The organism is Mycolicibacter longobardus (assembly GCF_002102265.1).
Taxonomy (GTDB): Bacteria; Actinomycetota; Actinomycetes; order Mycobacteriales; family Mycobacteriaceae; genus Mycobacterium; species Mycobacterium longobardum.
This window is the reverse complement of the sequence record NZ_LQPG01000033.1, coordinates 67,367-89,929: the sequence shown is the minus strand read 5'-3', so window position 1 is coordinate 89,929 and position 22,563 is coordinate 67,367. Positions and strand designations below refer to the sequence as shown.

The 22,563-nt window shown below is 66.2% G+C and carries 21 protein-coding genes; 11 read left to right on the top strand and 10 right to left on the bottom strand.

All coding sequences use genetic code 11. From position 1 onward, the window contains the following. Positions 1–60 precede the first annotated feature (60 nt). The 5 genes from AWC16_RS17330 to AWC16_RS17310 form a co-directional block, all read right to left on the bottom strand. Positions 61–777, bottom strand: a complete 717-nt coding sequence (locus AWC16_RS17330; RefSeq protein ID WP_085265976.1) for an anti-sigma factor family protein — start codon at positions 775–777, stop codon at positions 61–63. Beyond that, positions 774–1,265: a sigma-70 family RNA polymerase sigma factor gene (locus AWC16_RS17325; RefSeq protein ID WP_234812326.1), complete on the bottom strand. Its 492-nt coding sequence runs from the start codon at positions 1,263–1,265 to the stop codon at positions 774–776. Before AWC16_RS17325 ends, AWC16_RS17330 begins: the two co-directional genes overlap by 4 nt. A 94-nt stretch (positions 1,266–1,359) precedes the next feature. Beyond that, a complete protein-coding gene (locus tag AWC16_RS17320; protein ID WP_234812318.1) occupies positions 1,360–3,000 on the bottom strand; it encodes a carotenoid oxygenase family protein in 1,641 nt (546 codons plus the stop codon). Then, a complete protein-coding gene (locus AWC16_RS17315) occupies positions 2,997–3,242 on the bottom strand; it encodes a sigma factor-like helix-turn-helix DNA-binding protein (RefSeq protein WP_085265974.1) in 246 nt (81 codons plus the stop codon). Before AWC16_RS17315 ends, AWC16_RS17320 begins: the two co-directional genes overlap by 4 nt. 232 nt (positions 3,243–3,474) lie before the next feature. After that, complete coding sequence (locus AWC16_RS17310; RefSeq protein ID WP_085265973.1) at positions 3,475–4,251, bottom strand: chymotrypsin family serine protease; 777 nt, start codon at positions 4,249–4,251, stop codon at positions 3,475–3,477. Between the two features lie 415 nt (positions 4,252–4,666). On the opposite strand from AWC16_RS17310, the gene AWC16_RS17305 reads away from it, so the two are divergent. Continuing rightward, positions 4,667–7,768: a DEAD/DEAH box helicase gene (locus AWC16_RS17305; protein ID WP_085265972.1), complete on the top strand. Its 3,102-nt coding sequence runs from the start codon at positions 4,667–4,669 to the stop codon at positions 7,766–7,768. 347 nt (positions 7,769–8,115) lie between these two features. Here AWC16_RS17305 and AWC16_RS17300 read toward each other — a convergent pair whose 3' ends face one another. Next, positions 8,116–9,249 (bottom strand): HNH endonuclease, encoded by a 1,134-nt coding sequence (locus AWC16_RS17300; protein WP_085265971.1) that lies wholly within the window; start codon positions 9,247–9,249, stop codon positions 8,116–8,118. Positions 9,250–9,601: 352 nt separating this feature from the next. Between AWC16_RS17300 and AWC16_RS17295 the strand changes: the two genes are divergently transcribed. From AWC16_RS17295 to AWC16_RS17275, 5 genes are all read left to right on the top strand, one after another. After that, positions 9,602–10,165 carry a protein-tyrosine phosphatase family protein gene (locus AWC16_RS17295; RefSeq protein ID WP_085265970.1) on the top strand — a complete coding sequence of 188 codons (564 nt, stop codon included), beginning with the start codon at positions 9,602–9,604 and terminating at the stop codon, positions 10,163–10,165. Between the two features lie 2 nt (positions 10,166–10,167). After that, positions 10,168–11,184 (top strand): hypothetical protein, encoded by a 1,017-nt coding sequence (locus AWC16_RS17290; RefSeq protein ID WP_085265969.1) that lies wholly within the window; start codon positions 10,168–10,170, stop codon positions 11,182–11,184. Positions 11,185–11,398: 214 nt separating this feature from the next. Next, entirely contained in the window at positions 11,399–12,388 is a 990-nt protein-coding gene (locus AWC16_RS17285; RefSeq protein ID WP_085265968.1) for a hypothetical protein, read from the top strand. 232 nt (positions 12,389–12,620) lie between these two features. Beyond that, on the top strand, positions 12,621–13,085 hold the full coding sequence (locus AWC16_RS17280; protein WP_165759252.1) for a helix-turn-helix domain-containing protein: 465 nt from the start codon (positions 12,621–12,623) through the stop codon (positions 13,083–13,085). Between the two features lie 42 nt (positions 13,086–13,127). Further along, the gene (locus AWC16_RS17275) at positions 13,128–13,709 is read left to right on the top strand and encodes a PIN domain-containing protein (protein WP_085266042.1); all 582 of its coding nucleotides are present in this window, start codon (positions 13,128–13,130) and stop codon (positions 13,707–13,709) included. A 104-nt stretch (positions 13,710–13,813) separates the two neighbouring features. On the opposite strand, the gene AWC16_RS17270 is transcribed toward AWC16_RS17275, so the two are convergent. Both AWC16_RS17270 and AWC16_RS25635 read right to left on the bottom strand, forming a co-directional pair. Beyond that, positions 13,814–14,041, bottom strand: a complete 228-nt coding sequence (locus tag AWC16_RS17270) for a hypothetical protein (protein WP_085265966.1) — start codon at positions 14,039–14,041, stop codon at positions 13,814–13,816. A 13-nt stretch (positions 14,042–14,054) separates the two neighbouring features. Further along, on the bottom strand, positions 14,055–16,034 hold the full coding sequence (locus AWC16_RS25635; protein WP_165759251.1) for an SEC-C domain-containing protein: 1,980 nt from the start codon (positions 16,032–16,034) through the stop codon (positions 14,055–14,057). Positions 16,035–16,636: 602 nt separating this feature from the next. Here AWC16_RS25635 and AWC16_RS17260 point away from each other — a divergent pair. The 3 genes from AWC16_RS17260 to AWC16_RS17250 are packed head-to-tail and all read left to right on the top strand — an operon-like array spanning position 16,637 to position 18,579. Then, on the top strand, positions 16,637–16,882 hold the full coding sequence (locus AWC16_RS17260) for a type II toxin-antitoxin system VapB family antitoxin (RefSeq protein ID WP_085265964.1): 246 nt from the start codon (positions 16,637–16,639) through the stop codon (positions 16,880–16,882). Continuing rightward, a complete protein-coding gene (locus tag AWC16_RS17255) occupies positions 16,879–17,277 on the top strand; it encodes a type II toxin-antitoxin system VapC family toxin (RefSeq protein WP_085266041.1) in 399 nt (132 codons plus the stop codon). Before AWC16_RS17260 ends, AWC16_RS17255 begins: the two co-directional genes overlap by 4 nt. Positions 17,278–17,307: 30 nt before the next feature. Further along, on the top strand, positions 17,308–18,579 hold the full coding sequence (locus tag AWC16_RS17250; RefSeq protein ID WP_207572348.1) for a cytochrome P450: 1,272 nt from the start codon (positions 17,308–17,310) through the stop codon (positions 18,577–18,579). 75 nt (positions 18,580–18,654) lie between these two features. Here the strand turns inward: AWC16_RS17250 and AWC16_RS17245 are convergent, their stop codons facing one another. Beyond that, positions 18,655–19,014, bottom strand: a complete 360-nt coding sequence (locus AWC16_RS17245; RefSeq protein WP_133055962.1) for a hypothetical protein — start codon at positions 19,012–19,014, stop codon at positions 18,655–18,657. Positions 19,015–19,320: 306 nt separating this feature from the next. Here AWC16_RS17245 and AWC16_RS25630 point away from each other — a divergent pair, with 306 nt between their 5' ends. Next, positions 19,321–19,455 carry a hypothetical protein gene (locus tag AWC16_RS25630; protein WP_264017344.1) on the top strand — a complete coding sequence of 45 codons (135 nt, stop codon included), beginning with the start codon at positions 19,321–19,323 and terminating at the stop codon, positions 19,453–19,455. After that, complete coding sequence (locus tag AWC16_RS17240; RefSeq protein WP_085266040.1) at positions 19,452–22,148, top strand: GH92 family glycosyl hydrolase; 2,697 nt, start codon at positions 19,452–19,454, stop codon at positions 22,146–22,148. Before AWC16_RS25630 ends, AWC16_RS17240 begins: the two co-directional genes overlap by 4 nt. An 18-nt stretch (positions 22,149–22,166) precedes the next feature. Here AWC16_RS17240 and AWC16_RS17235 read toward each other — a convergent pair whose 3' ends face one another. Then, complete coding sequence (locus AWC16_RS17235; protein ID WP_085265961.1) at positions 22,167–22,559, bottom strand: type II toxin-antitoxin system VapC family toxin; 393 nt, start codon at positions 22,557–22,559, stop codon at positions 22,167–22,169. Between the last annotated feature and the right edge of the window lie 4 nt (positions 22,560–22,563).

Below are 22,563 nucleotides of genomic sequence, written 5' to 3'. Positions count from 1 at the left end.
ACTCGTGACGATGTCATTGACACGACGTACGGCTGACATTGGTTCAGCCGTACGCCGGGCTTACAGCGCGCGCTGCAGGAGAACCGTGCCATCGTCAGCCGAAACCACCTGCACCGCGGCGATCTGATCCGTCGGAGTCGAAATGCTGCCCGCGGGTGTCGCGGTGTGCCCCGGCTCGGCAACCCAGGTCGCCAGTCGGGTCTGGCTGCCGTCGCGGCCGACCACCACCAGCGCCAGCGTGTCGTGGCTGGCGTTCATCGGCGCCAGGCAGACGCAGCTCAGGTCGATGACACTGCCCCAGGATTCGCTCTTGACCGCCACCGTCGAGGCCAGCGCCGTGGTCCCGACCTGCGCCATCGGCAATGCGTCGTGCCGCGGTGAAGGCGTTGTCGAGTCGGTCGAATAGCCGACACCGATCAGGACACCGATCCCTACCACTGCGGCCGCCGCGGCCGACGCCGCCCAGGCCGCCAGCCGGGTGCGCCGACGGCGCCGGTGCACCGCGGTCAACAGCGACGGCAACAGGTTCGCCGGTGGCTGGGGCAGTGCCCCGCCGGCATCGTTGATCGCGGCCATAGTGTTGCCGTCGAGCTGCGACAGCAGGGCGGGTACGCCGCTGATCTCGGCGACCGCGCTCCGGCATTGTCGGCACACGGCCAGGTGCGCCTCGAATTCGCGGCGATCGGCGCCGGACAGTGAACCCAGCACGTAGGCCGCATCCCACATCTCGTACGGGTGGCCACCGTCGACCAGGCTGAACTCTCGCGGTGACGTCATCGTGTCACCCCCATCTCCTGCAGGGCCAGTCGCAGAGCCCGCACCGCGTAGTGCAGGCGTGATTTCACCGTTCCTTCGGCGATCCCCAGGTCTTCAGCGGTCCGCTCGGTACTCCATCCACGGTAGTAGGACCGTTCGATCACCGCCCGGTGTTCCGCGGACAGGTGGGTCATCGCGTCGGCGATCAACATCCGGTCCAGCGCCGTGTCCACCTCGTCGCGAGTGGGTTGCTCGGGTGCGGTCGACTCGTCGAGCGAGCCGACCACGTGGCGGAATTGGGCGCTGCGACGCTCATCGATGATCATGTTGCGCGCGACGGTGCAAAGCCAGGCCCGCGGCGACCGCTCGGCGTCGCCGATGACCTCCGGGTGCTGCCAGGCGCGCAGCAGTGTCTCCTGGACGACGTCTTCGGCACGGCTCGCGTCGCCGGTCAGGCGCAGCGCGTAGCGCCACAGCACCGCGGCATGCTCGTCGTAGAGCGCCTTCATCAGCGCTGCTTCGTGGTCCGGCAGGATACCGATGCGAGGCACAGCTTCACCTCCTGTCTATTGACACGACGTGGGCGCCCGGCGGGTTCAGAACTCAATCGGGGATCCAGCTGCCGTGAAATCCGTGTGGAACGCGCCGCGGCAGCCGCACCCGGGCGACGGGTTCCGCGTCGAACGCCGATGCGCTGAGGATCACCAGTTCGCTGCACTCGCGCACCGGGCTGTAGACGTAGGTCAGATACCAGCCGGCGGACTCGTCGACCTGCCCCGGCGACGGGGCGAACACCGCCTCACCGGGCGTGCCGGACAGGCCGTTGACGCCGAACCGGCAGACCTCGGCGCTGTCTTGGGCCAGGTCGTAACGCACCAGACCGTCGTGGGCGACGGTGACGGCGTAGCGGGCGTCGGCGCCGACCAGCCGATCATCGACTCGGGGGAACTCGATATCGCGATCGTCGAGCTGAACCTCCTTCACAACGCCGGCATCCAGGTCGATCGTCCAGCGCCACAGCGTGGCCTCGATCTCGAAATCGCTGCTGTGGCACCAGATCTCCGGGTAGCGAACCACCTGCAGCACGATCGCGTCACCGGTGTCCGCCACCACATCGAAGGCGTTGGCGATATGGAACACGTAGCACGGGCCGATGTCGAACCAGCGCACCGGACCATAGGGGTCATCACGGCGCAGCACCCCGAGACGGGCGCCGTAGTCGTCGTTCCACCGGTACGGCGGATCACGTTCGATGCGCCCGGTGAGGGCGACCTGCAGGTCGAACACCAGCGGCAGATCCATGAACACCACATGCTCTGCGGTGAGCGCGAAGTCGTGCATCAGCGTCAACCCGGGGACGTCGATCGGTCGGCGGACCGTGACCGCGCCGTCGGCGCCGGCGCGGTAGTAGTTGATGTGCGGATCGGTCAGGCCGCCGTGGCCGAAGAAATGCAGCTCGCCGGTGGTGGGGCAGATCTTGGGATGTGGGGCCATGGAGTCAGCCAGCTTGCCGGCGAAGTCGTAGGCGCCCAGCGTCTGCAGATCGTTGGTGATCTCATAGGGCAGCGCGAAGTCCATCAGCGCCAGCGTTTTGCCGGCATGGCGGATCACGTGGGTGTTGGCCACGCTGGAGCGCAGGTTGCGGCTGCCGTCGGCGTTGAGCAGCGGCAGTGGGTGTTCGAAGCTCTCGGTGCGCACCCAGCGGTTGCGGTACCAGGCGGCTCGGCCGTTCTCCAGCCGGACTCCGTGGACCATGCCGTCCCCGGTGCACCAGTGTCCGCCCGCCGCACGGGGATTGGGCCCGTTACGCAGATACCAGCCGTTCAGTTCGGGCGGGATGCTGCCGTCGACCGGCAGATCGAACGCGGTGAGCTCGTCGGGGACCGGCGCGTAGTTGCCGGGACGGAAGATCGGGAAGACCGTCTCCGGCGGTTGAATGACCGCCATTGGTGCGCTGGATTCCCGACGATCCGCGCCACCGCCCGCCTGCCGGGCCACGCCGGTGTGCGCGGCAGTGCCGGCGCCGAGCTCGCCCGCGTCGAACGCCGCTGTGACGTCGTCGAAATCGTCGCGATCCAGCAGCGACAACATCGCCGGCAGCGCGGACAGCTCGGTGACGGCGTCCCGGCACAACGGGCACCCGTCCAGGTGGGTCTCGAATTCGAGATGGTCGGAGGCCGACAGTGACCCCAGCACGTAGGCGGCATCCCACATGGCGTACTGGTGGTGAGACATCGTCGTCATAGCGCGGCTCCCAGATCTCGCAGTGCCCGCTGCAGGCTCCGTAGCGCGTAGTGCAGTTGGGTCTTCACGCTGCCTTCCGCGATCTGCAGATCGGCCGCGATCTGCTCGACGCTCCAGCCGTCGTAGGCACGACGCAGCAGTGCCCGGTGTTCGGCGGAGAGTCGCGCCAGCGCGGTGGTGACCATGGCCCGGTCTGGTGCGGTGCTGCGGAGTTGAGGCCGGGCCTGGTCGTCGGTGGTCATGGTGGTTCAGGCCCGACCCAAGTGGTCCGCACGCACGGCTGGGTGCGGCCGCGGCCTGTCCGCGGTCGAATATCGATCCGCCGCTGGTTTCGCGATATCCATGCACCAGCCTCCCGGAAGTGACACGACGCGATGTCCCGTCCGGTTCACATCCGATCCACCGGGCTCCAGCCGCGCCGCGGCCCGTGTTCTCAGTGTGGCGCGCGCGGGACGGCAGCGGTAGGGGTGATCGCTACGTTGTCGCGGTGACCAGCGTCAGCTGCCAGGCCTCGAGCCACGGTTTGATCAGCTGCGCGACGGAGTAGTCCTGGGTTTCAGCGCATGTCGTCGGGGCGTCCTCGCCGTTGGACACCGCGGTGAGGATGCCGACCGCTTCGACGGTGCCGTCCGGACGCATCAGGTAGGCCGGGCCGCCGGTGTCACCGCAGGTGCTGGCCGCGGCGAACCGGACCTTGTTCTTCTCATTGGCGGTCACCGGTCCACACATCGGTTCGCCGCTGCGGATTCCGAGGTGGCAGAGGGTGTCGCCGATCTCGACGCGTTCGGCCAGGCCGGTCACCGGATGCCCGTCGACCTCGGCGGACACCGGGATCTTGTCCAGGTCTTTCAACGTGATGAGGCCGATGTCGGAGTCGGTCCAGCCGTCGCCGTCGTAGATGCTCTGCGTGAACGCGCCGACGGTGGGGTAGAGGCCGCCGTGGTGGACAGCCACCTTGCCGGTTCCAGCGGGCTTGTTGCAGTGCCCGGCCGACAGCAGCCCCGGCTGGCCGTCCTTGTTGACCACCAGGAAGCCCGCGGTGCAGCTGGTGGTCTCAGAGCGGCGGCCGGAGCCGGTGATCTTGATGCCGACGCCGGGACCGATCGCCTCAGCCGACGGCAGCGGGACCAGCTGGCGCACCGGGTGGGCGCGACTGGCCCACACCATGCCCGCCAGGACCACGACGGCGATGCCCGCAAAGGCCAGGCGGGCGAGCAGGGTTTTGCGTGGGAGTCGTCGAAAGGCAGCCACGCGGGCCACGGTACCGAGCGATGGCCGGATGCGCTGTCGGAGATGTTTCGCGGAGTGCGAAAAGGGGGGTGAGCTGGGGAGATGGTGAGGAATTTTGACGGTGTGAGTGCTTCAAATTGGGGTTGGGTTGGTGCCGGATTGTTCGGGGTGATGGGCCTTCTCGGATGTCGTGATGGCTAACGGGTTGCGCGCTCCTGAGGCTGTGGGTGTCACAAATGTCTTCCGGTCGCAACTGATTCTTTGTTTACGTGGTGCGCGGGAAGTCGTGTTTCAACTTGGTGAGTAGTGACCCACGGCAGGTCGCAAGGGATCGTTACGGGCCGGTTGAGACATGCCGATTGGTCAGAAAGCCGCAGGTATGGGCACAAACCGGCGTTTGCTTTCCCTGTCCGCCAGATCTACTACTCTCCGCCCCATGGACACCGGCGTCTACGAATCCCTGCTCACCGAGAACCTCAGCGGCCAGCTCGCACATCACCCTGACCTGCACCCCGACTTCACTGCCGTCGACGACGCCGAGCAGGCGCTGAGCATTACCCGCTACCTCGCGCCGATCATCGAGCGATCGTTGAGCGCCGCCCGCACTGTTGAGGACCGTGTGGACTTGGCCCGCCGCATTCTCGACGTCCTGCCGGCCACCCACGCCGACGGCGCCGCCCTGCACACGAATGAGCCCGGCAAGATCACCCGCCTCGATGAGATGAGACGCGCAACTGCGCTGGACGCCAGCAGACTCCCGCGCCCAGCTACCCCGTTCTCCGATGCAGCGCTGATGACGAACGCCCGCAACGAGCCAACCCTGGCTGCCGAGCTGCGCGCGGAGCTCGCCAGCGCCGACCGGGCGGACCTGCTGTGCGCATTCGTCAAATGGCAGGGACTACGCCTGCTGGAAAAGGAGCTCACCGAGCTCAATGCGCGCAATATCCCCCTGCGTGTCATAACCACCACCTACCTCGGCGCTACCGACGCTCGCGCTCTGGATGCCCTGGTTAGCGAGTTCGGCGCCGAGGTTCGGGTCAACTACGACACCAACCACACTCGCCTGCACGCCAAAGCGTGGCTGCTGCGGCGCAACACGGGCTTTCACACCGCTTACGTGGGCTCCAGTAACCTGTCGCACGCCGCCCTGATCGACGGCCTGGAATGGAACGTGCGTCTTTCGGCGATCGCAACCCCGCATCTGCTGGAGAAGTTCCGGGCCACATTCGACTCCTACTGGGAGAACCGCGATTTCGAGCCCTACCGGCCCACCCACGACGGCGAACGGCTGCGTCAAGCTCTGCAGACCGCGTCCGGGGCAGGCAAGCGCGACCAGCTGGCAGTCACCCTGTCCGGTCTGGAAGTACGCCCTAAGCCATTTCAGGCAGAAATGCTCGAACAACTCGACGCCGAACGCACCCTGCACGATCGGCACCGCAACCTGATCGTCGCCGCGACCGGCACTGGCAAGACCGTGATGGCTGCCCTGGACTACCGTCGACTGGCCCGCGACGTCCACGGCCGCGACCTCACCTTGTTGTTCGTCGCGCACCGCAAGGAGATCCTCGGTCAGGCCCAACGCATGTATCGGGAGGTCCTCGCCGACGCCACTTTCGGCGAGCTGCTCGTCGACGGCCAGCAGCCGACCAAATGGCGCCACGTGTTCGCCAGCATTCAATCGCTGTCGGCGAACCGACTGGCCAACGTCGAACCTGGCCGGTTCGACGTCGTCGTGGTCGACGAGTTCCACCACGCCGAAGCTGCGTCATACCGTCGCCTGCTCGACCATGTGCGGCCCGTCGAGCTGCTCGGCCTGACCGCCACCCCAGAGCGCGCAGACGGCGTTGATGTACGCGCCTTCTTCGAAGGCCGTATCGCCGCCGAACTGCGCCTGTGGGAGGCACTGGAACAGAACCTGCTCTGCCCGTTTCACTACTTCGGCATCCATGACGGCACCGACCTCGAAACGGTGCAGTGGAAACGAGGCGGCTACGACCTGGCCGCGCTGAGCAGTGTCTACACCGGTAACGACGCCCGCACCCGCATCGTGCTCAAGCAACTGCGCGACAAGGTCGGCGACGTTGCGGGCATGCGTGCGTTGGGATTTTGCGTCAGCGTCGACCACGCTCGCTACATGGCGCAGTGCTTCAACGACGCTGGCATCCCTGCTCTGGCGGTCTCGGGGGAGACACCTGCCGATGAGCGGCGCGCCGCCTTGGCTGCACTGCGCAACCGCGACATCAACGGCATCTTCGCCGTCGACCTGTTCAACGAGGGCCTGGATATCCCCGAGGTCGACACCGTGCTGTTTCTGCGCCCCACCGAAAGTGCGACCGTATTCCTGCAACAGTTGGGCCGCGGTCTGCGCCTCAACCACGGCAAAACCGTGCTCACCGCACTCGACTTCGTCGGGCACCAGCGTCGCGAGTTCCGCTTCGACCAACGGTTCCGAGCGCTGACCGGGGCGGGCGGCAAAGCGCTGCAGCACCAGGTGGAGCAGGGCTTTCCGTTCCTGCCGTCGGGCAGCCAGATCGTGCTCGACGGCGTCGCGCAAAAACTGGTGCTGGACAACATCAAACAGCAGGTAGCACCGCGCTGGGCGGCGCTGGTCTCCGAAGTGCGAGCGCACCCCGACGACCAGCTGGCCGGCTACCTCGACGCCTACGGCCGCGGCTTTCCCGACATCCTGAAGAACAACCGATCCTGGACCACACTGTGCCGCGAAGCCGGTAGGCCAATCTCCGATGCCGGCCCACGCGAAACCGATCTAGTCAAACGCGTCCGTGCACTGGCACACGCTGACGATCGGCTGCGCTGGCAGACATACCGGGCCATCCTCGATGGTGCCGCTGATCTGGTCGGCCCCGCCGAGCGGCGGCTAGCCGCGATGCTGTTCTACTCGCTGTTTCCCAACGGTGGCGGATTCGCCGATGTCGCAGCTGGACTTGACGCCCTGGCCGGTGAGCCCGTCGTCGACGAGATGCGCCAGATCATCGATATCGCCTTCGATACCGCCCGGCGCAGCACCTACTCCCTCGGCGGACTGGTCCCGTCGCTGGCCGAGATTCCGCTGCAGGTGCACGCCACTTACTCGCGCGAAGAGATCCTGGCGGCGCTGGACTACGCTGCTCAGAACCGCACCCCGAGCACCATGCGTGAGGGTGTTGTGTGGCGCCCGGAACTCAACACCGATGCGTTCCTGATCACCCTGAAGAAATCCGAGACCGACTACTCGCCGACCACTATGTATCGCGACTTCGCGCTCAGTGACAGGCTGTTTCACTGGGAATCGCAATCCACTACTTCGGAGTCATCCGCGACAGGGCAGCGCTACATCCACCACCGCGAAAACGGCTCGCACATACTTCTATTCGTCCGCGCCGCCAAAGCTAGTGCACTCGGCGCTGCGCCGTATGTATTCCTCGGGCCTGCCGACTACATCTCCCACGAAGGGGAGAATCCGATGGCGATCACCTGGCGGCTGCATCGACCGATGCCGTCGGAGGTGTTTCAGGCGTCGAGCGTGGCGTTGGTGTAGATCAGCCGTTCATCACGCGGGGGCAGGGTTGGCGATCGCCCGGAAGCTCAAGGCGGTGCATCTGCACTGCCTGGGTGGGCGATCCGCTTGGAACCAGCTGGTGCGTTTGGTCTCGCGGTGGGGTGACAACGAGAAATAAACCAAATGCGAACCTGACGGCCCTTGGTGGCTATCGTTGCGGCCCAAATTATCTCGTGTGACGAGGTTTGAACCCGGTGCGGTTGAGCGTGGATAAGCCGCTGTTCGGCTCGGCGGGATTCCACGCTCGGGGCGGTCAAGGCAGTACCCGACGGGTGGGTTGGCAGGGACTGCCTGACGGCGCCTGGCGATACCGTCTTGTGAACCAGCTATGTCGTTGGGCGGGCGCTGTGAGGTGCCTCGTCCGGCCCCAAGCCAACGCCCACCCGAATCCACCACTGCGGGCGGCTGATGTCCAGCCGGGTGCTCTGGCGGTAACCCGCCCACGTCGGCACACCCGGCGCCTGGCCGCGGTAGAGGCCACGCGCGGCGGCGACCACTCGGTCGTACTGCGTCGGCCAGCCGATGTCGGTGGCGATCTGCTCCAGCACAGCGCGGTCGCGTCCGAGAACCCGGTCCACGATCTGCAACGATGGCAAGGCGTGCCGTTTGTCGCCGTTGCATCGCGGGCAGGCCAGAACCAGGTTGGCCAACCCGTCGATCCCGACCAGCGACCAGGGCAACACGTGGTCAATCGGATTGTCGCTCCGTAACGCCGTGTCGCAGTAGAAACATCGGGCGCCGAAAACGTCTTTGAAGGGTTCTCGTACTGCGGCCAGCGAGATCCGTTCCCGCCCGAAAAGATGGCCACTCACGTCGGGTACCTCGGCGTCGAGGAACTTGTTCATCCGGCGCACGTCGTCGACCCACATAATCTCCAACGCCGGCTTCAGCAGTCCGGCCAGCCGCGCCAACCCGTGGGCGACCCCGGGTTTGAGTTCGATGGCATCGTCGTGGGCACGCAGCGTAGCCCGCGAGACTTGGTCGTGCAGAAACGAGTCGTCGTACAGAAACCGATCACCGGCAGAGCTACCCGGCAGATGCTGCAGTCGGTGCAAGGGCTGCTGGGCCAGGCACAGGGTGATCTCGTCAATTGCCGTGCGATAGGCCGCTGGTGCGCGTTCCACCGCGACCGCGAGTGCCACACCACTGTTGCCGACACCAGACGCGGCTCGAAACCTACTGGTAGCGGCTAGAATCCTGGCGCGGGGCTGGGTCGACTGGCGAAGCTCGCGTCCGTCGAAGGGCCGTACCTGACGCCAGTAGGTCTCCAAAACCCGATGTGCCAGTTCGGGGATCGGCACCGTCAGCGATGCGTCTGGATCATCGGGGAGGTGCTCGATGCAGTGGTCCACCAACGCGGTGATCGTGGCGAGTTTGTAGGTCGCGGTCCGTAGGCCGGTCTCCAGGATGGCTACTACCCGTTGGCCGAGCAACAGTGGATCAACAAGCCCGTCAGCCACCGCAAATCTCCCGGCCGGCGCGACGTCGCGGGGCGTGCGCTGTCGGGTGCCAGCGGTAGGAATACATGAGACGCAGTATGGCAGGAGGTGCCGATCTCAATGGGCCAGCCTTGCGGGCCCAGATTACCGAGCTGATCCGCGGGGCGGGACACATATCGGTAGGTGGCACACGCGCGTGGACTTCAGCGCGGCGGGGAGTGCGCTGTGCTCGTCCCTACGTCCTTACCGTCGAGATCATCGAGTTCCCGCACCGTGACAGTCCATCCTGCGACACCGACCGTTTCGGACCCATGTTGATGTCAGAGGCGTGCCGCATACTGCCGTCAGCGGAAGCATTACGACGGGAGAAGCCATGACATCATCTTGGCCCCACGACGACATCCTGCACGCCTGGTGGGTGCAACCCGGCCGACTGCTGGCCGGGGAGTACCCGGCCTCGTTAGACGCGGAGAAGGGCGCCCGGAAGCGCACAGCCTTACTGGAGGCCGGCGTCGACTCGATCGTTGACCTGACTGAAGCGGGCGAACGATCCTGGGTCGGAGACGTTCTGGAGCCCTACCACGAGGCGTTCCGCGCTGCCGCGGACGCGCTCGGCGTCGGCTCGCCCGCATATGCCCGCCACGCGATCCCGGACATGTCCGTCATCGACGACGACGGCTACGGCCGCATCATCGAGTACATCCGAGGAGAACTCGACTCCGGCCGGGTCGTTTACGTGCACTGCTGGGGCGGCAAGGGGCGCACCGGAACCGTGGTTGGAGCGTGGTTGATCACCCACGAGGCGCTGGGCTACCCCGCCGTGCTCGACCGCATCGACAAGTTGCGTGCCGGCACCCGAAAGGCCAATGAGCCGGCTCCGGAGAATGCGCAACAGCGCGCGGTTCTTCGGCGGCTGGTCGTACGGCGGGAGAGCTGACGATGACTTCCCGCGACTGGTTCTTCGACTTGATGGGATTCCGCGAGGACGGCTACGAGTCCACCCGGCGTCGGCTGGCGGTGGAAGGCGATGAGCTGATCTCGACGGTCAACGGCAAGCGCTACGGTATCGGTGAACTGACGCTGCCGACCCTGTCTGAGGTGCGCTCGCGCGTGGATCCCGCTGGCCGACAACGCAGCACGGTCGCATGCGTGGCCGGTGACGCCCGTGCGCTGCATGCCGAACCGGACTTGGCCGGCGCCTTGTTCCAGGTCGCCTCGCAGTTCAACGTGCTGGAGATGGTCAGTGAACACGTCACGCCCGAGCAGGGCGTCACGGGCTATGCCTACGACCGCACCCAGGGGCCGGCCTGTGCGATGGCCGCCGGGGCGGCCACCATCTACCGCAACTATCTTGTGCCGGTTGGCGGACAGACTGGCCAGACCCGCGACCGTCAACTTGATGCGTTGGCACCCTTCGGCGCGGCGCTCTCTGCGGAGTTGGGCCGCCCGGTGACTGATCTGTGGAAGATGCAGAACGGTTACGCATTGTGCAGCCCCGACGGATTGACGGCGATCAACGCTTTGCTGACCAGTGCCGACGACGGCCTGCGCGACAGGCTGCGCGGGCAGTTGGCAATCGGGTTGCACCGCAATGTTCAGATCACCGATGTCGTGGGCGAGCCGGGCCGGTATGTGTCGCAGGCATTCTGTTCGGCATTGCCGGTCGCCTATTCGCGTATCCCGGCACTTGGCTGGGAGCTTTTCGCCCGCCTGGTGTTGGAGGCCACCTATGAGGCGACATTGCTCGCCGCCGCTGAGCAGGCGCATGCCGGGGGATCCAGCACAGTGCTGTTGACCCGAGTCGGTGGGGGTGCGTTCGGCAACGGAGCCACGTGGATCGACGGCGCGATTGCGCGGGCGCTGTCGATCGTGGAGTATGCCGGGCTGGACGTCCGACTCGTCGACCACGGCCGTGTCAATCCGTCGTCACGAGCGATCGCCGAACGCTGGGGTTGAGGTCGTGTACCCGGCGCAAACGCGGAGCACGCCGCGATGGGCCAGGCATTGGCTCTGTTCGCGGTCCTCGCTCATCCTGCACCTGGCGTCTATATCGGTACTGATATAGCGACATCGGGATCCGGAATGCTTGTGAGGCGTCGACCACCCTGCGCCGTGGGCAGGCCGGGTGACGGCGGACGCAGTGTCGTACCCCGCTCGTAGCGTGCAAGCCATGAACACGTTGGGAGCTCGCGCCCGCACGGCACTGCGTCAGGGTGCGGTTCCCGCCGTAGCCGTGCTGTTCGTCGTCGCGTTGTCCGGGTCGGCTGAGGCGTGTGTCGCCGTCGTGGTCTTGGCCTCGCTCGGGTTCGCTGGCTACATGGTGGCGCCGTGGATCGTCGAACAACGGGCGGTCGCCGTGCGGCGCCGCAATGCGATCCGTGAGCGCGCCGACCAGCAGCACCGCTGGGCGTTGCGCGGCGACAGCCGGGGCTTCTATGGTGCCGACGGCGCCGAACTGATGCGCCGAATCGCCGCCGATTCGCACCTCGACGACATCACCGCGGACGATGATGAAGAGCCCCAGATCGCCGCCGTGGCCTACACGCCCGACGGCATTGACAGACTGCTGGCCGAACGGCCGGCCTGCTGGCGCTACGCGGTCTTCGCTTCGGTGCTGGTGCAGCGGCGCGCGGCACTGGAACCACGCCTGCGCGATCAGCAGATCGGCTACGCCCCGAAGCGAGGCGTGCGTATCGACAGTGAGTTTGAGCTGCGCCAGTTGATGATTGACTTCATAGACCAGATGCTCACGCTGGTAACCCAGGTCGAGGAGTTGATGCTCAGACCGGCGTTCACCCGGATGTTCGGCGATCCCACCGACGAGACCTCCGCCGACGCCGATGCCATCGTGCACGCGGCGAACCGGTTGATGGATCTGCACGAACGCCTGCTGGAACTGACCGAAAGCTGTCGCGGCGTGAACGCACCGGGCGAACACGCCGACGTCGTGCGCGACTGCGCACGGTTCCTGGATGTCCCGTTGGAGGGCTACCGGCGGTTCATCGACGAGTTCGTGGTCCGAATCGGCGAACTGGCCGACGTACTACCCTATGCGCGCGGCACCGTAGAGATGGATCCGGTCATGCTGGAGATAGATGACAGCGACGAACTTCGCGAGAAGGCCTTCGCCGGTATCAGCAAGTTGCCAACCGCCTACTGAGGAACGCCACCAGCTCCGCCGGGTCGGGCCCGTCGTCAAGCAGCTCGACCAGCTCGTCGCGTTCGTCCGGTGTGACCGGGTCGATCCCGTGCGAAATCCTGCCAGTGGGCACCGACAGGGTCTGTCGGCTGCCGATGGTGATCGCCCTTCAGTGCTTGTGGACATGCAATCTTGCACTTATAAGTGCAAACACCTATGCTGGCGGCTGCATGCTGTGGGAGGAGCGGAGGCGATGAGCGTCGTACAGGAACGTGGCACCCGGATGATCCTGACCGTCGACGAAATAGAGATTGCCGAGGCGCGCACCTTGTGCAGTTCCCTTGCTGGGGCGCGGCAGACTGCAGCTGACATTGAGTTCGAGGTCGGATCCGTCGGCGGGCAGAGGGTGCGGATACCCGAAGCGCTCGCCCGGTTGATGTGCCAAGTCATCGACGGCGTGAGTCGAGGAGCCACGATGACCATCCACTCGTTGCCACAGGAACTGACAACCACGATGGCTGCCAAGATGCTGGACGTCTCGCGGCCAACTCTGATGAAGCTAATTGGTGAGCAAAGGTTGCCGGCCCACAAGGTCGGCTCGCACACTCGGCTGTCAACGGCTGATGTGCTGGCTTTCCGGAACGAGCAGCGTGAGGGCCGGCGCCGTGCGTTCGACGAGTTGCGGAAACTGGACGAAGAGATCGGTATTGAACCCTAGTGACGTGCCGTCGTCGGCGCTGGGACGTAGCGTGCCATGGCTATGGGGGCATCGACGACAATCGTCCTTCCTGACGCCAACGTCCTCTACTCGCGAACGCTGCGCGATTGGTTGGCGCTGTGCCACCTGGAAGTGGACGGGTGGTTTGACGTCAGGTGGACCGAGGACATCATGGCCGAGGTTGTCTACCGGCTCCGCCGGGACAAACCGCTAGCGTCCGATCGGCAGATCGCCGGTGTGCGCGACCGGTTAGTCGAAGTGTTCAGCAGCGGCAGAATCGCTGGCTACGCAATCGATTCCAACATGTCCTACCCGGATATCTTTGACGCACACCTCCATGCTGCTGCGGTCCATGGGGATGTGGATATCGTGATCACCGCCGACAAGGGGTTTGTGGCCCTGGCAGACCAGATCGATGAGCTCCCGTACGAGGTGCACAGCCCCGACACCTTCTTCTGCCTGCTCGACGATTTGGATCCGGGCGCAGTACAAGCGGTGACGCAGAAACAACTCGACTACTGGATGATCCGAACCGGCCAGTTCAATCTGTGCGCGCATCTCGAGCGCGCCGGGACGCCTCAATTCGCCGAGCGTGTTCGCCTGCATCTACAAGGCTCTTGCTAATCGAAGGTGTCGGCCCCATCGGCTACCGCGGACGGCCCTGGTATCCGTGCGAAGACGGCGATATGTCAGCCGGTCGCGGCCGCTCCAAGCCTTGTCTGCCGGGGTTATCCCTTCCCGAACCGTTGATATGCGGCCTGGCGGCTAGTGCCGAGCGCCACCCCGATCGCGTCCCAGGTGTCTCCCGCCGCTCGGGCGGCAGCGACCGCGGCACGTAGGTCGGCTTCGGCGGCTTCCAACGCTTCGGCCGTTGCGATGATCCTCCGGATGTGGCTGGCATCGCGCGCATCGGTCGGCTCCGGCTCGATCGAGTCCAGCCAATCCATCGCCACCATGTAAACGATACCTTTACAAACTGCCGGCGCCATCCCCTTCGCCGCCAGGCGTTCGCCCCGACTCGCGGTCGCTCGTTTCCGCACCACCGCTGAGTTGCGCCACCAACTCCACCGGATCGGCGCCGAAAGCGAGGAGGGCGGTCAACGGATCGCGCTGTTGTGGCGAGATCGGCTCCAGCGCGAAGAACTGCAGCCCGGCCCCGTCGGTCGCCACCCGGGCGCAGACCAACTGCCCGGGCTGCAACGGCAGGCTCATCATGCGCACGCCTACCTCGTGCCGGTCGCCGGTGCGCACATCGCGGGCAGTGGCACTCCGGTCGTGGTGCAGGTGCTCGATCTCGAACACCGACCGCTCCGCCAGCGACCACTGCTGGGCCAGTGCCCATTCGTCTTCGGGCAACAGAGCGCCCCGAACCGTCAGGAACTCGTCAAATGCGCCGCCCTCGAACAGCACTGTGTCGATCACCAGCGGGTCGGCCAGTGCCGCGTTGAACGCGTCATCGTCGTCGAGGATGGTGGACCGACACCGTTCCCAGGCGACCGCATGGCGCAGATCGGTCCAGTCGCCGAACAGCACGTGCTGAATCGCCTTGTGATACAGCCAGCCCACCCGGTCGCGCAGCGGCAGCCCGCGGAGATGGCACGTCTTATATTTTCGGCCGGATCCACACCAGCACGGTGCATTTCGGCCCAGATCGGTCCGCGGCGCGACACGGTGCAACTGCAGCAGGCATGCCAACGGGTGATCCGCTGGTGCTCCGGCGCGGCGCAGCAGGGCCAGACCGGTCTCCGCATCGCCGCGGTCGGAGGCGATGCCGGCCAGATCGAGCAGGGGCAACGGCCACTGGCCGTCCATCGCCTCAGCCGCCAGCAACTCACGCTCGAACCCGGCGACATCGCCTTCGCGTTCCAGTGCCACCGCACGAAGCCACTGGCAGGCCACCCGCGCCGACGGCGGAACCCGTGGGGCCAAAGCGTCCGCCAGCAGCCGCAAACCGCCCGCACCGAGCCGGCCATACTGCACGGTCTCCGCCGCCAGCAGCTCGGCGATCACCGGATCGCCCACCGCATGGCCAAAGTCATCCATGATGTCGCCGAATTCGATCACCGCAGACTCGACGGTCGCTGTGTCGGGACGCGACTCGTGCAGCTGCCGCATCACCATCAGCCGGTGCAGCCGCAGCAGCGTGGTCAGCGTCAGCGCGTCATCGTCGGCGAGCCGGTGGCGCTGCGCGCGCTGCTCACATTCCCGCGTGAAAACCCAACGAGTGAAATTGAAATCCGGTGGTACCAGCCACACGCCACGCTGGGTCAGGCCGTGTTCGGCGACGAGCTCCGACAGCGGCGCCGTCGGTTTGGTGAACAGTGTCGGATTGGCCAGGCACACCGCCCAGACCAGTGCGTCGACGCGCTCCGGTTGCGTACCGAGCAGCGCGGTCAACTGTGCGCCCGCCGTGGTTTCGGTCGCCGAGGAGACTCTTTCGACCACCAGTCCCACGTCGCCCAGGCGCAGGCCGATCAAATCACCGTCGTCGACGCCGAGTGCCTCGAAAGTGCCGGCGGCCAGCGCGAGCACACCTCCGGCATCGACCACATCCGCCGGAATGTCCAACTGGCACAACAACCGATCGTCGCCGCGCATCACGTAATGGACGGCGGACCCGTCGGCCAGCCGTTGGTACGGGGCGCTGTCGCACAACGCGGCTATCGGAGCCAGATCCGGGGTGATGTTGAGCAGGTCGAAGCTCACCTCGGGCTCGGTGACCCGCCGGGTGAACACCCGGCCGGCCAGCACGGCGGGCAGCCATGCCCAGCGTCCGTCGATCAATTGACCTGCGGGTAAATCGATTTCGAGGCGCAGGCGCCGTAGGATACGAGCGGGGTCGGCCACGCCGGCTTCCCGCAGATACTCGGCGATGTCGTCTTCAACCAGCGGGCCACGCTCAGTGAGAATCTTCGACAGTGGCCCAATAGGATCCAACGGTTCGGTCATGGCGGTCAGGCTAGGGACGAGGCCGTTGAGCCACACTTCACCTGATGGGCTGGTGTGGAGAAACCGCCGCGACATAACGTCCGTTGTCGCTCATAGGCGGGCAACAATCACATATGTCCGACGACCGGCTCCTCGACTGGCGCTGGTCGGGCAGTGCCGCCGACAGGGCAGGATGTCCCTGTTGCGGATTCGTCTAATGCGCGTCGCCGATCTGTGCCCCAAATCCTGCGGATCCGTCTCTAGGGTCGGCGGGCGTCTCGTGCGGCACTTGTCAGGCCGAGGCGCTGTCGCCCTGATTCTCGATGACGGTTTGAATCAGCTCCACGATGCGCTGCTGGCCGGTCGCGATCGCCTCGAATTTGCCGCGCATCTCGGCGAAGCCGTCGGACATTTCCTGACGTAGCGCATTGAAAGCTTTTGATGGTGGCCTGCTGGAAGTCGCGGATCTCACCGCGCATCTCCCCGATATTACGGTCGGCCCCCGGCATGGAGGCAGCCTACGCTGCGACGGGCTATTGGGGCAGGCGACCATCCACAGCGTCGTTCCGGGATGCTCGCCGCTATGACACTGGTACCATAATCCAGGTAGAAAGGTACCAATCATGGCGTTGAACATCAAAGATCCCGCCGTACATGAAGCCGCCAAAGAGATCGCCAGGATCACCGGCGAATCCCAAGCGCAGGCCGTCGCGACTGCGGTACGGCAGCGGCTGGCCCACCTGCAGGCCGACGACCTCGCTGCTCGGCTGCTCGCCATCGGCCACCGGACGGCGGCCCGGATGAGCCCGGAGACCAAGAGACTGGACCACGGCACGCTGCTCTACGACGAGTGCGGGCTGCCGACATGATCGCCGACACGTCGGCGATCATCGCGATCCTCAGGGACGAGGACGACGCCGCCGCCTACGCCCGCGCCATCGCCCGGGCAGACACCCGCCGACTCTCCGCTGCGGCCTACCTCGAATGCGGGATTGTTCTGGATTACCAGCGTGATCCGATCATCAGCAGGGCGCTGGATGAATTCCTCGACGAGGCCGGCTTCGTCATCGAGCCGGTGACCGAGCGGCAGGCTCGGCTGGCCCGACAGGCCTACACCGATTTCGGCAAGGGCAGCGGACATCCCGCCGGTCTGAACTTCGGAGACTGCCTTTCCTATGCGCTGGCAGCCGACCTTCGTGAACCGCTGCTATGGAAGGGCGACGACTTCGGACACACCGGAATCCGCTCCGCAGCAGTCGAGTAGGACCTACCCTCGGCACCAATGACCCACCCCGTGCGCTACCGGCCCGGCGAGGCGCTGCTGGCGCTGCATCGCCGCCGCGGCCCGATGGTGGACGCCGGGTTGGGCCGGCACGGCTACGTCTATCTCTTCGGCGCCGAGGCCAACAAGTTCGTCTTCGCCAACTCCGACGCCTTCAGCTGGTGGGACGCCTTCCAAGTGCTGGTGCCCGTCGACGGGCCCACCGCACTGATCGTCAGCGACGGGGCGGAGCATCGTCGTCGCCGCAGCCTGGTCCAACCGGCTTTTCACCACCGCCACCTCGCGAACTACCTGGAGACCATGGCGGCCAACGCCGACGCCGTCATCGACACCTGGCGGCCCGGCCAGACCCTCGACATCTTCGCCCAGCTGCGCTCGGCGATACGGCGCAGCGCCATCGAAGCGCTGTTCGGCCAGCGGATGGTCCAGCACTCCGATTTCCTGGGCGAGGAGCTGCAACCGCTGATGGACCTCACCCACCGGCTGCCCCAGGTGCTACAAGCCGAGCAGCGGCTGCGCACCCCGGCCTGGCGTCGCGCAATGGCCGCCAAGAAGCGGGTCGACGAGCTGATCTACGCCGAGATCGCCCACGCCCGAACCCGCCCCAGCGCCGACGACAACGTGCTGGCCAGCCTGGTCGAAGGGCGCACCGAGGACGGCGAGGCCTTGCGCGACGACGAAATCCGCGACCAGATCGTCTCGCTGATCGCCGCCGGCTATGAGACGACCAGTGCAGCGATGGGCTGGGCGGTGTACGCCCTGCTGAGCACCCCCAGGGTGTGGGAGACCGCCGCCGAGGAGGTCCGCGACGTCACAGCGGGCCGGGCTCCCACCGCCGCCGACCTGAAGAACCTGACGTATCTCAACGGCGTCGTGCACGAGACGCTGCGACTCTACCCGCCGGCGGTGATCTCCGCGCGCAAGGTGACCCGCGACCTGTCGTTCGCCGGGCGCCGCATCCGCGCGGGCCGCACCCTGGTGTTCAGCCCGTACGTCACCCACCGGCTGCCCGAGCTGTGGGCCGACCCGCTGCGGTTCGATCCGCGCCGCTGGGACCCCGCCTCCCCGGGGTATCGCCGGGCGGCCCCGTATGAGTTCCTGCCGTTCGGCGGTGGAACGCATCGCTGCATCGGGTCGGGATTCGCGACTGCCGAGCTGACGGTGATGCTGGCCCGGCTGCTGGCCAGAACCCGGCTCAGCCTTCCTGACCAGCGCATACGGGCCGCAGGGTACGCGGCACTGCAACCTCGGGATGGCCTGCGAGTGCAGGTCGGCGCTTCGTAAAGCTGATCAGCACGCGATGGTAATACCGCCTTGCCGCACTGGATATTCCCGGTAATCCGCACGGGTGCGGCGCTTTCAGGCCGAGGCGTTGTCTCCCTGCGCGTCGATGAAGGTTTGAATCAGCTCCACGATTCGCTGCTGCCCGTCGGTGACATCTTGGCGGAGGTCGGCCACGTCGGTGCGGAGGTCGGTGACGTCGGTGCGGAGCTCGGTCACGTCGGTGCGCAAGTCGACCATGTCCGCCCGCAACGCGTTGAAACTCGCGACTGTCGCCCGGCGGAAATCCTGCATCGCGCTTACATCGCGGTCGACCGCAACCACGAGCGCTTGTACCGCTGCCACGTTCAGCTTGTTGGTCTGCATCTCATCACGGAGGTCTTGCACCTGACCCTCCAGCGCGGTGACGCGCGGTTCGAGGTTCTCCGGCGGCGGCATGGTGGCAGCGTACGCCGACACGGCGGTTTGGAAAGTCAGTCCATCCACAGCCCCCGCGGGTACAGAGAACGCCGCCGCGATCTCACCGTCGATACCGGCTAAGCCGTCCTGAACGGCGCATAGGTGCCGCCGGGTGCACGGCGTTGCAGCCCCGACACGTCCTCGTCGTACAGCTTGCCGAGCTTCACTGAATCGCAACGAAACTTTTTGGTGAGTGGGACAGGGCTGGCATTTTCCTTAGAGGTATGATGTGGTGTAGACCACGTTAAACAACTTGATGTGATGCACACCACAGGAGTCGAGGCCATGACCGCTTTCCTGAGCGCCCTGGGTCTTACCGCGATCACCGCGACCGTCGGAGCCAGCATGATGGGTCAAACCACCGTGGCGCTGTGCGTCGGATTGGTGTCCGCGGCGTTCTTCGCCGGCCGAATCTGCTGAATCACGTCGTAGCCGAGGGCCGCGGTGACGCGCCGCGGTCGCGTCGGCGCACCCGTCTGGCAACCCGCGGAGCCCTACTGGCGTCGGTGCTGCTCATCGTTGGGCTGATTGCGGCTCCCAACACCTCCTACGAATACCGGCCGGTGTTCGCGACCAGTCCCGTCGACTACGTCAACACCCTCATCGGCACCGGAACCGGCGGCAAGTGGGTGGGGGAGATCAACAATTTCCCCGGCCCCTCTGTGCCGTTCGGGATGGTGCAGTACTCACCGGACACCCTCGGCACCTACGCCGGATATGACCACGCCGTGGACCGAGCCACCGGATTCAGCATGACCCACGCCTCGGTCGGCTGCGCGGCGTTCGGGGACATCTCCATGCTGCCCACCACCACCGCGATCGGCTCGCGGCCGTGGGAACTCACCGAGAAGATAGCCCACGACCGCACCGAGCGCGGCAAGCCCGGCTATTACACCGTCCGCTTCCCCGAGACCGGCGTGACCGCGGAGCTGACGGCCACCACCCGCACCGGCGTGGGCCGGTTCCGCTACCCCCGCAAGGGACCGGCCCTGTTGTACGTGGGCGCGGGTGCGTCGCTGGCGGGCAACTCCGCCGCGACGATTCAGATCGGCGACGACGACACCACCATCACCGGGTGGGCGACCAGCGGCGGGTTCTGCGGCAAGAACAACACCTACACGGTGTATTTCGCGATGAAGTTCAGCCGCCCGTTCACCGCCTACGGGGTCTGGGACGGCTACTCGGTGTATCGCGGCACCCGCAGCGCCTACTCCAGCTACATCGGCGACAGCGGCGGATACGTGCAGTTTCCCTCCGGATCGGAGATCGAGGTACGCACCGCCCTGTCCTACGTCAGCGTGGACGGTGCGTGGGCGAACCTGGCCGCCGAAGGCAATGCCGGCTTTGACGACGTGCGGGCCGCCGCAGCACGGGAGTGGAACACGGCGCTGTCGAAGATCCGGGTGGCCGGCCGTGACCGCCGCGACCTGACGACGTTCTACACCGCGCTGTATCACGCTCTGCTGCACCCGAATACGTTCAACGACGTCGACGGACGCTACCTCGGTTTCGACGACGCCGTCCACACCCTCCCGGACGGCCACACCCATTACGCGAACTTCTCCGACTGGGACACCTACCGGGGGCTGGCCGCGCTGCACGGGCTGTTGGTGCCGCAGCGCGCCGCCGACATGGCGCAGTCGCTGGTCTACGCCGCAGAGCAGACCGGGGCGTTCCCGCGGTGGGCACTGGCCAACGCCGCCACCGCCCAGATGACCGGCGACAGCGTGGTGCCGCTGATCGTCAACCTGCACGCCTTCGGAGCGACGGGCTTCGACACCCGCCGGGCGCTGCATTACATGGTCTCCGGCGCGACCACCGGCGGAGTGGGCCGCCACGGCTACATCGAGCGACCGGGTCTGGGCGGCTATTTAGAACGCGGCTACCTCCCACAGGTCGGCGGATCCTGCAGGGGCCCTTCGATACCCAGCGCCTCGATCACCCTGGAGTGGTCGGTCGACGACTTCGCCATCGCCCGATTCGCCGAAGCGCTCGGCCAGCGCGACACCGCCGCGCAGTTCGAGCCGCGGGCGCAGTACTGGCAGAACCTGTTCAACCCCACCACCGGCTACCTCTCTCCCCGCGACGCCGCCGGGTTCTTCCCCGACGGCCCCGGATTCGTCGAACCCGACCCGGGCTGCTTCGGTCAGCTCGGCTACGACGAGGGCAACGCCGAGCAATACCTCTGGTACGTGCCACACAACGTCGCCGGCCTGGTCACCGCGATCGGCGGCCGCCAGGCGGCGACCGAACGCCTCGACCGGTTCACCAAGAAACTCAATGTGGGCCCCAACGAGCCCTACCTGTGGGCCGGCAACGAAGTGGGCCTGGGTGTGCCGTGGCTGTACAACTACCTCGGGCAGCCGTGGAAGACCCAGCTGCTGGTCGACCGGATCCGCAGCGAACTGTTCGGCCCGACACCCGACGGCGTACCCGGCAACGACGACCTCGGTGCCATGGCGAGCTGGTATGTCTGGGCGGCGCTGGGCCTGTTCCCGGCCATCCCGGGGACCTCGATCCTGACCGTCAACACCCCGTTGTTCGAAGCGGCCGAAATCGCGCTCGCGGGAGGCAAATCCATCCGGATCAGGACTCCCGGGGCCTCCGGCGGCCACCGGCTGCGCTACATCGAGGGTCTGGCATTAGACGGCCGGCCCACCCAGCAGACGTCGCTTCCGGAGTCCATCATCCGCACCGGAGGCGAACTCGCCTTCACGCTGTCACGCAAACCGGACACCGGTTGGGGCACCGAGGAATCCGCAGCGCCACCGTCGTTCGACGAGGGCGGGCAGGCAGTGGCCGTCAACGTCACCCCGGCCGTGGCCGCGATCGCCCCCGGAGGCTCGGCCACCGTGCGGCTCGACGCGCAACGGCTGACTAGGGGGCCCGACGAGTACATGATCACCGGCAGCTCGGCCGACGGCGGGATCGCGGTCGCGCCGCTTTCCGGCCGGTTCGACACTGACGGATCCACCCGTCAGGACCTTGAGATCACGGTGGCCCGCTCGGTGCCCGACGGCAACCATCGGCTGGTATTGACGACCACCGTCGGGCAGAGCACCCGCACGTTCACGATGCTGATCGACGTCGGGGAGTCCGAAGCCGGCGAATAGGGGCTCGCGACAGGATCCTCAGAGCTGAATGACGGTCACTCCGGGCATTGCCGAGTAGTCGGTGTGCTGGGTGACCACCGGGATCTCATGTGTCAGAGCCGTTGCCGCGATCCAACTGTCGTTGATCGGGACCCTTCGGCCGGCGGAGCGTAGCTGGGAGACCAGCAACGCCCACGCTTCCGATACTCGTTCGTCGACGCTCAGCGGCTCGAAGCGTTGCGCGATCTGGTAGGCGGACAGCCGGCGCGCCGCGGCTTCGGGAGTGGACGCCTGCAACACCCCAAATCGGAGTTCTCCGAGCGTGATAGCTGAAACGCCCCACTCAAACGCGGCAAACCTGCTTGCGTCGATGCGTTGTGTCTCGAGGCCGATGAATACCGATGTATCCGCCAGTGCTCGCTGAAGACCCATTGCT

Excerpts from the sequence above, each read along its gene's own strand:
- AWC16_RS17330 (WP_085265976.1), bottom strand. The coding sequence starts at position 777 with ATGACGTCACCGCGAGAGTTCAGCCTGGTCGACGGTGGCCACCCGTAC.
- AWC16_RS17325 (WP_234812326.1), bottom strand. The coding sequence starts at position 1,265 with ATGAAGGCGCTCTACGACGAGCATGCCGCGGTGCTGTGGCGCTACGCG.
- AWC16_RS17320 (WP_234812318.1), bottom strand. The coding sequence starts at position 3,000 with ATGACGACGATGTCTCACCACCAGTACGCCATGTGGGATGCCGCCTAC.
- AWC16_RS17315 (WP_085265974.1), bottom strand. The coding sequence starts at position 3,242 with ATGACCACCGACGACCAGGCCCGGCCTCAACTCCGCAGCACCGCACCA.
- AWC16_RS17305 (WP_085265972.1), top strand. The coding sequence starts at position 4,667 with ATGGACACCGGCGTCTACGAATCCCTGCTCACCGAGAACCTCAGCGGC.
- AWC16_RS17295 (WP_085265970.1), top strand. The coding sequence starts at position 9,602 with ATGACATCATCTTGGCCCCACGACGACATCCTGCACGCCTGGTGGGTG.
- AWC16_RS17290 (WP_085265969.1), top strand. The coding sequence starts at position 10,168 with ATGACTTCCCGCGACTGGTTCTTCGACTTGATGGGATTCCGCGAGGAC.
- AWC16_RS17285 (WP_085265968.1), top strand. The coding sequence starts at position 11,399 with ATGAACACGTTGGGAGCTCGCGCCCGCACGGCACTGCGTCAGGGTGCG.
- AWC16_RS17280 (WP_165759252.1), top strand. The coding sequence starts at position 12,621 with ATGAGCGTCGTACAGGAACGTGGCACCCGGATGATCCTGACCGTCGAC.
- AWC16_RS17275 (WP_085266042.1), top strand. The coding sequence starts at position 13,128 with ATGGGGGCATCGACGACAATCGTCCTTCCTGACGCCAACGTCCTCTAC.
- AWC16_RS17270 (WP_085265966.1), bottom strand. The coding sequence starts at position 14,041 with ATGGTGGCGATGGATTGGCTGGACTCGATCGAGCCGGAGCCGACCGAT.
- AWC16_RS25635 (WP_165759251.1), bottom strand. The coding sequence starts at position 16,034 with ATGACCGAACCGTTGGATCCTATTGGGCCACTGTCGAAGATTCTCACT.
- AWC16_RS17260 (WP_085265964.1), top strand. The coding sequence starts at position 16,637 with ATGGCGTTGAACATCAAAGATCCCGCCGTACATGAAGCCGCCAAAGAG.
- AWC16_RS17255 (WP_085266041.1), top strand. The coding sequence starts at position 16,879 with ATGATCGCCGACACGTCGGCGATCATCGCGATCCTCAGGGACGAGGAC.
- AWC16_RS17245 (WP_133055962.1), bottom strand. The coding sequence starts at position 19,014 with ATGCCGCCGCCGGAGAACCTCGAACCGCGCGTCACCGCGCTGGAGGGT.
- AWC16_RS25630 (WP_264017344.1), top strand. The coding sequence starts at position 19,321 with ATGACCGCTTTCCTGAGCGCCCTGGGTCTTACCGCGATCACCGCGACC.
- AWC16_RS17235 (WP_085265961.1), bottom strand. The coding sequence starts at position 22,559 with ATGGGTCTTCAGCGAGCACTGGCGGATACATCGGTATTCATCGGCCTC.